This window comes from Oerskovia sp. NPDC060287 (genome assembly GCF_042726775.1).
GTDB classification, from domain to species: domain Bacteria; phylum Actinomycetota; class Actinomycetes; order Actinomycetales; family Cellulomonadaceae; genus Oerskovia; species Oerskovia merdavium.
The window spans coordinates 1-6,922 of record NZ_JBHXBO010000222.1; the positions used below are offsets into that span (position 1 = coordinate 1).

General features: G+C 71.7%; 5 protein-coding genes and 1 riboswitch. All 5 genes read left to right on the forward strand.

The genetic code is table 11. The annotated features are described in order from the left end of the window. Positions 1-115 precede the first annotated feature (115 nt). Positions 116-226, forward strand: a riboswitch (SAM riboswitch). Between the two features lie 87 nt (positions 227-313). From ACFWFR_RS15960 to ACFWFR_RS15980, 5 genes are read left to right on the forward strand one after another with little or no spacing between them, the layout of a single operon-like run. Beyond that, positions 314-1,423 carry an LLM class flavin-dependent oxidoreductase gene (locus ACFWFR_RS15960; protein ID WP_377623610.1) on the forward strand — a complete coding sequence of 370 codons (1,110 nt, stop codon included), beginning with the start codon at positions 314-316 and terminating at the stop codon, positions 1,421-1,423. Between the two features lie 18 nt (positions 1,424-1,441). Further along, on the forward strand, positions 1,442-2,494 hold the full coding sequence (locus ACFWFR_RS15965) for an ABC transporter permease (RefSeq protein ID WP_377623611.1): 1,053 nt from the start codon (positions 1,442-1,444) through the stop codon (positions 2,492-2,494). After that, on the forward strand, positions 2,491-3,462 hold the full coding sequence (locus ACFWFR_RS15970; protein ID WP_377623612.1) for an ABC transporter permease: 972 nt from the start codon (positions 2,491-2,493) through the stop codon (positions 3,460-3,462). The genes ACFWFR_RS15965 and ACFWFR_RS15970 overlap by 4 nt, the downstream gene beginning before the upstream one ends. Then, positions 3,459-5,192, forward strand: coding sequence for a dipeptide ABC transporter ATP-binding protein (locus ACFWFR_RS15975; protein WP_377623613.1), 1,734 nt, complete (start codon positions 3,459-3,461; stop codon positions 5,190-5,192). Before ACFWFR_RS15970 ends, ACFWFR_RS15975 begins: the two co-directional genes overlap by 4 nt. Positions 5,193-5,247: 55 nt before the next feature. Next, on the forward strand, positions 5,248-6,888 hold the full coding sequence (locus tag ACFWFR_RS15980) for an ABC transporter substrate-binding protein (RefSeq protein WP_377623614.1): 1,641 nt from the start codon (positions 5,248-5,250) through the stop codon (positions 6,886-6,888). The last annotated feature ends 34 nt before the right edge of the window (positions 6,889-6,922 follow it).

Here is a 6,922-nt window from a genome sequence, read left to right on the forward strand (position 1 = left end):
GCCCGGAGACCTGGAACGGTCTCCGGGCCCCGTTTCTCGTTTGCAATGTCTCATGGAGTGGGACGCCGCTCTCACTCCTTGACTACATGGCGCCGGGAGGCTTTCCTGTGCGGCAGGTGAAGAGCGCCAGCGCCAAGACCCGGCTCGCTGGCCAGCAACCCTTCGATGTGACGGGGTGCTCCGGGCAGGACCTGACCGCGCCGACAGGTCGCGGTAAGCACACGACGTGACGAACGACCCCGTCCACGGGTTCCTGTGGCGTGCCCGGGGACGGGCGGGACCCGCACGTCGTCCGACCGAAGGACGCACCACCGTGAGCCAGAGCACCCCGGCGATCTCCTCGCTGGCCTTCCTCACCCCCGGGAACTTCCCGGACGACGACCCCTACAGCGGCCTCGAGGCGACGCTACGGCTGTTCGAGCGCGCCGAGGCCTGGGGGTTCGACGGAGCGTGGGTCCGCCAGCGGCACCTCGAGCACGGGATCTCGTCGGCGACGGTCTTCCTCGCCGCCGCCTCTCAGCGCACCTCCACGATCGAGCTGGGCACGGGCGTCATCCCGATCGGCTACGAGAGCCCGTTCCGCCTCGGAGAAGACCTCTCGACCGCCGACGTCCTCTCGCAGGGGCGCCTCCAGGTCGGCCTCAGCGCGGGGCGTCCGCCGCACGCCGACCTCATCGGCGACCTGGTCTTCGACGGGGACTGGGAGTCCCACGACTTCTCGCACGCGCGCATCGAGCGGCTCGCGGCGAACCTGTCGGGCGGCTTCATCGGTGACGAGGACACGGTCGTGCACTCACCCGGGAACGTGCAGCGCCCCCGGCTCCAGCCGCACAGCCCGGGGCTCGTCGACCGCCTCTGGTACGGGGCCGGCTCGCGCCGGTCGACCGAGTGGGCATCGCGTAACGGCCTCAACCTGCTGACCGGGAACATCGTGGCGGGCGAGGAGTCCGACGACTTCGTCACGGCCCAGCTCGCGAACCTCGCCGCGTACCGCGCGGGGCTCGGCGGAGGGCGATCGACGAGAGTCGCGCTCGGGCGCGTCGTCGTGCCGACCGACAGCGCCGACGCCTCGTCGCGCCGACGCTACCGAGCCTTCGAGGAGTCGCGTCGGGCCCGGACCCTCGCCCCGCAGGGCGAGCGCCGGACGCTCTTCGCGCCCGATCTCGTCGGCCCGAGCGAGCAGATCCTCGAGCGGCTCGTGGCGGACGCCGTCGTGGGAGAGGTCGACGAGCTGCGTCTCGAGCTGCCCTACGAGTTCAGCGACGAGGAGTACGAGCAGATCCTGCACGACGTCGCGACGCTCGTCGCCCCAGCCCTCGGATGGACACCGACCACGAGCCGTGACAGCTCGGCGGGGGCCACGGGCGCAGGCGCACCGGGGTCGCCGGTCGCTGCGCGTCCGGTCGCCGTCGTCGGCGCCTGACGAAGGAGGAGAACCACCATGGGACGCTATCTCGCGACGCGGCTGGCCCAGGCGGTCGGCGTGCTCTGGGCCGCCTACACGGTGTCGTTCATCGTGCTCTACGCCCTGCCCGGCGACCCGGCCCAGCTCATGGCCGGGGCCGACGCCAACGACATCACCCCCGAGCAGCTCGACGCGCTCCGCGCCGAGCACGGCCTGGACCGCCCGCTCGTGGTCCAGTACTTCTCCCAGCTCGCCGGGCTGTTCCGCGGGGACCTCGGCCAGTCGATCAGCACGGGACGGCCCGCCGCGGACCTCATCGTCGAGGCGATCCCCCCGACCGTGCAGATCGCCGCAGCCGGGCTGCTGCTCGCGATCGTGCTCGGTGGGGGGCTGGCGATCGCCGCCACCTACACCCGGTTCCGCGGTCTCGGGCAGCTCCTCCTCGGGCTGCCGCCGCTCGGGGTCGCCATCCCCGCCTTCTGGTTCGGCCTCCTGCTCATCCAGTGGTTCTCCTTCACGCTGCCGATCTTCCCCGCGATGGGGAACAAGGGGTTCGCCTCGATCGTCCTGCCCGCGATCACTCTCGCCGTGCCCACGGGGGCGACGATCGCCCAGCTGTTGTCCAAGAGCCTGGCTACCACGTTGCGCGAGCCCTACATCGACGCGGTCTGGGCCAAGGGGGCCGGGCGCCCGAGGGTCTTCTTCTCGCACGCCCTGCGCAACGCCGCCCTTCCCGCGCTGACGATGACCGGCCTGATCGTCGGCCAGCTGCTCTCCGGGACGGTCGTCACCGAGACCGTGTTCTCCCGACCAGGTCTCGGACGCGTGACCGCCTCCGCGGTGCAGACCCAGGACATCCCGGTCGTGCAGGGGATCGTGATCTTCGCCGCGGTCGTGTTCGTGGTCTCCAACCTGCTCGTCGACCTCGCCTACCCGTTGCTCGACCCCCGCGTGGTGACCGGGCGTCGACGGGGCGCGACCACGCCCCGGGGCACGTCCGGGCGAGGCGGCGTCGCCCCGGCGAGCGAGGTCGGACCCGCCCGATCGTCGACCTCCGAGGTCGCCGTCCTTCACGGAGGTGCAGCATGACCGACACAGTCCTCGCCCCGCACGAGAAGACCGTCCTGCCGGACGGAGGAACGCTCGAGGGTGCCGCTACCGTCGGGGGCTCCGGTTCCGGCACCGGGCCCGGCGGAGCCGAACCGTCACGACGGGGCCGCGGGCTGTCGAGCCTGCTGTCGACCCTCGGGTTCGTGGTCCGACGTCCCGGGCTGCTCGCCGCAGCGGTCTGGATCGTCGTCGTCCTGCTCGCGGCGTTCGCCCCTGCGCTGCTCGCGCACTCCGACCCGCTGACCGGGGTGCCGGCCGACAAGCTCCAGCCGCCCTCCTCGGCGCACTGGTTCGGGACCGACCAGCTCGGCCGCGACCTCTACTCGCGCGTGGTCCACGGCACGGCGCTCACGCTCCAGGCCTCGCTCATCGCCGTCGGGCTCGGCCTCGTGGTCGGCTCGACGCTCGGTCTGCTCGCGGGATTCTTCGGGTCCTGGGTCGACGACGCGGTCATGCGGGTCGCCGACGTCCTGCTCGCGATCCCGAGCCTGCTGCTCTCGCTCGCCCTCGTGACGGTCCTCGGCTTCGGCACCGTGAACGTCGCGATCGCGGTCGGGCTGGCCAGCGTCGCGAGCGTCGCACGCATCATGCGGTCCGAGGTCGTACGCGTGCGCAGTTCGGTGTACGTCGAGGCGGCGCAGGCCTCGGGGAACCGCTGGCACCGGGTGCTGCTGCGGCACGTCCTGCCGAACTCGGCCGGACCCGTCGTGGTCCTCGCGACCCTCGAGCTCGGCACCGCGATCCTCGCCGTCTCGTCGCTCAGCTTCCTGGGGTACGGGGCGCCGCCCCCGGCCCCCGAGTGGGGGCAGCTCGTCTCCACCGGGCGTGACTTCCTGCGCAACGCGTGGTGGCTCACGACCCTCCCCGGGCTCGCGATCGTGCTGACCGTGCTGTCGGCCAACCGCATCTCGCGCGCCCTCGACACGGAAGGACGGCGGAACCGATGAGCACGGACCGGAGCGCACCGTTGCTGCGCATCGACAACCTGGCGGTCGAGTACCGCGCACGCCGCGGGACGGTCGCGGCCGTCCGGGACGTCTCGTTCGACGTGCTCCCCGGAGAGACCGTGGCGGTCGTCGGGGAGTCGGGCTCGGGGAAGTCCACGACCGCGCACGCGATCGTCCAGCTCCTCGCGTCGTCCGCGGCGATCACGCACGGCCGGATCGTCTTCCAGGGGACCGACCTGGCGACGGCCTCGCCCGCGACGCTGCGCGCGTTCCGTGGCCGGCAGATCGGGCTCGTCCCGCAGGACCCCACGGTCTCGCTCGACCCGGTCAAGCGCATCGGCCACCAGGTGGCGGAGGTGCTGCTCGTCCACGGTCTGGCCGACCGCCGGTCCGCCAGGTCGCAGGCCGTCGAGGCGCTCAGGGCCGCAGGGCTCGAGGACCCGGAGGTACGCGCGCAGCAGTACCCGCACGAGCTCTCCGGTGGCATGCGCCAGCGGGTCCTCATCGCGATCGCGATCATCGCCGAACCCGCGCTGCTGATCGCCGACGAGCCCACGAGCGCTCTCGACGTGACGGTCCAGCGACAGATCCTCGACCACCTCGCGGCACTGACCCGACGGACGGCGACGAGCGTCCTCCTCGTGACTCACGACCTCGGTGTGGCAGCGGACCGGGCTGACCGGATCGTCGTCATGTCGGAGGGGCGGGTCGTCGAGGTCGGCACCCCGCGCGAGGTGCTCGAGCATCCTGAGCACCCCTACACGCGAGCACTCCTGGCCTCGGCCCCGAGCCTCAACGCGCACGGTGAGCTGCGTCGGACGGCGACCCCCTTGCCGCGTTCCGCGCGCGAACGGACGTTCGGCGGACGTGCCGGCGACCCGTTCGTGCCCCGCGCGACCGGCGACGGGCCGGCAGGCCCGGCGGTGGACCGGCCCGATCAGGACGTCCTCGTGGCGGAGCACCTCGTCAAGGACTTCCCTCTCCCGCGCGCAGCCGGGGGCGGCACCCATCGCGCGGTCGACGACGTGAGCTTCCGGATCCCGCGCGGCCACACGTTCGCGCTCGTGGGGGAGTCCGGCTCCGGGAAGTCGACGACCGCACGTCTCGCCCTGCGTCTGACCGACGTCACGAGCGGGACCGTGTCGTTCGACGGAGACGACATCACCCACGTGCGGGGCACGCGGCTCCGCGACCTCAGGCGCCGGGTGCAGCTCGTGCACCAGAACCCGTTCGCCTCGCTCAACCCTCGGTTGTCGGTGGGCGAGGTCGTGACCGACCCGCTCGCCGCGTACGGCCTGGGGTCGCGCAGCGAGCGGCGAGCGCGCGCTCTCGAGCTGCTCGACGTCGTCGCCCTGCCGTCCACGGCGCTGGACCGCAGGCCGTCCGAGCTCTCGGGCGGGCAGCGCCAGCGGGTCGCGATCGCACGGGCTCTCGCGATCAACCCTGAGCTCCTCGTGCTCGACGAGCCCGTCTCGGCCCTCGACGTCCAGGTGCAGTCCCAGATCCTCGGACTGCTCTCCGGGCTCCAGGAGTCGCTCGGTCTCAGCTACCTGTTCATCTCGCACGACCTCGCGGTCGTCCGGGAGATCGCGCACACGGTCGCGGTCATGCACCGAGGGCAGGTCGTCGAGACGGGGCAGGTCGACGAGGTCTTCCGCTCGCCCCGGCACGACTACACCCGCAACCTGCTCGACGCCATCCCGGGCGCCCGAGCGCTCCACCAGGACTGACCGGAGCTTTCCGCACCACCCACCACCGGACCTCGGTCCACGACGAAGGAGAATCATGAACGCACGTATCCGACGGGGAGGAACCGCCCTCGCGACGTCCGTCGCCGCCACCCTTGCCCTGACCGCGTGCGGTGGGGGGACCGGGACCGGCTCGGCCGCGGACGACGTCTCGGCCTCGACCTCGAGCCCGGTCGACGGAGGTGAGCTCACCTTCGCGATCGGGAACGACCCGATCTCGCTCAACCCCTCCGGCACGGGGTCGGGCAACGACACCCTTTACGTCACCCGGCAGGTCGTCGACTCGTTGCTCTACCAGAACCCGGACACGAACGAGCTCGAACCGTGGCTCGCGACGAGCTGGAGCGCCAACGCGGACGCCACGACCTTCACGTTCGAGCTGCGCGACGACGTCACGTTCTCCGACGGCACGCCCCTGACGGCGGCCGAGGTCAAGGGGACCTTCGACGACATCGTGGCGGCTGGCGCGAAGAGCGGCGCGCTCAGCTCCTTCGTCGGCTACGAAGGGACGAACGTGATCGACGACGACACGGTCGAGGTCGACTTCGCGACGCCCAACGCGGCCTTCCCCAGCTCGACGGCGTCGCCCGCCCTGGGCATCGTCGCCGCATCGACGGTCGCGATCCCGTTCGACGACCGGGCGACAGGGGAAGGGGTCGTCGGGACCGGGCCGTTCGTCCTCGAGTCGTACACCAAGGACGTCGAGACCGTCTTGGCGCAGCGTGCCGAGTACGCCTGGGCGCCCTCCGCGCTCGGCAACGACGGCGCTCCGCACCTCGCCAAGGTCACGTTCCAGGTGGTCCCGGAGGCCGGCGTCCGCACCGGCAGCCTGACCTCCGACCAGGTCGACGTCGCAGGCGGGATCCAGCCCACGGACATCGAGACGCTCGAGGCCAGCGGGTTCCCGGTGATCAGCCGCGCCAACCCGGGCAACGTGTTCGGTGTCTACTTCAACAACTCGCGCCCGATCGTCTCGGACGTCGAGGTGCGCAAGGCGATCTCCTTCGCGATCGACGCCGAGGAGATCCGGGACACCTCGCTCAACGGGAGCTTCGCGGTCGCGACGAGCGTCCTCGCGAGCACGACGCCCGGCTGGGCCGACCAGAGCTCGTACTTCGCGTTCGACCGAGCCCAGGCCGAGAAGCTCCTGGACCAGGCTGGATGGACGGTCGGCTCCGACGGCGTCCGCGAGAAGGACGGACAGAAGCTGTCCCTCAAGGTCGCGTGGATCACGAACTTCGGCCCGAACCAGACCTCGCTCGAGCTCCTCCAGCAGCAGCTCAAGACAGTCGGGATCGAGATCACCCTCGAGGGCGGGACCGTGCCGGAGTTCCTCGAGCGCCAGCAGGGCGGGGACTACGACTTCGCCTGGCACAACCAGTCGCGTGCTGACGGGGACATCCTGCGGACCGCCTTCTCGACCGGCGCGACGAACTACCCCCGCATCACGGACCCCGAGCTCGAGTCCCTGCTCCAGGCCCAGCTGGCGGCCGGTGACCCGGCCGAGCGGGCGGAGATCCTGGCGCAGGCCCAGGAGCGCCTCGCGAGCCAGTACTACCAGATCCCGGTGCACGAGCTCACGAGCGTGATCGGCACCCAGACGACCGTGCACGGGCTCACGTTCGGGGCCGACTCCCGGCTCGACTCGCTCGTCGGCACCTGGAAGGACGCCGACTAGCCGCGATCCGCGGTGGGGCCGCTCCTGCCGGGGC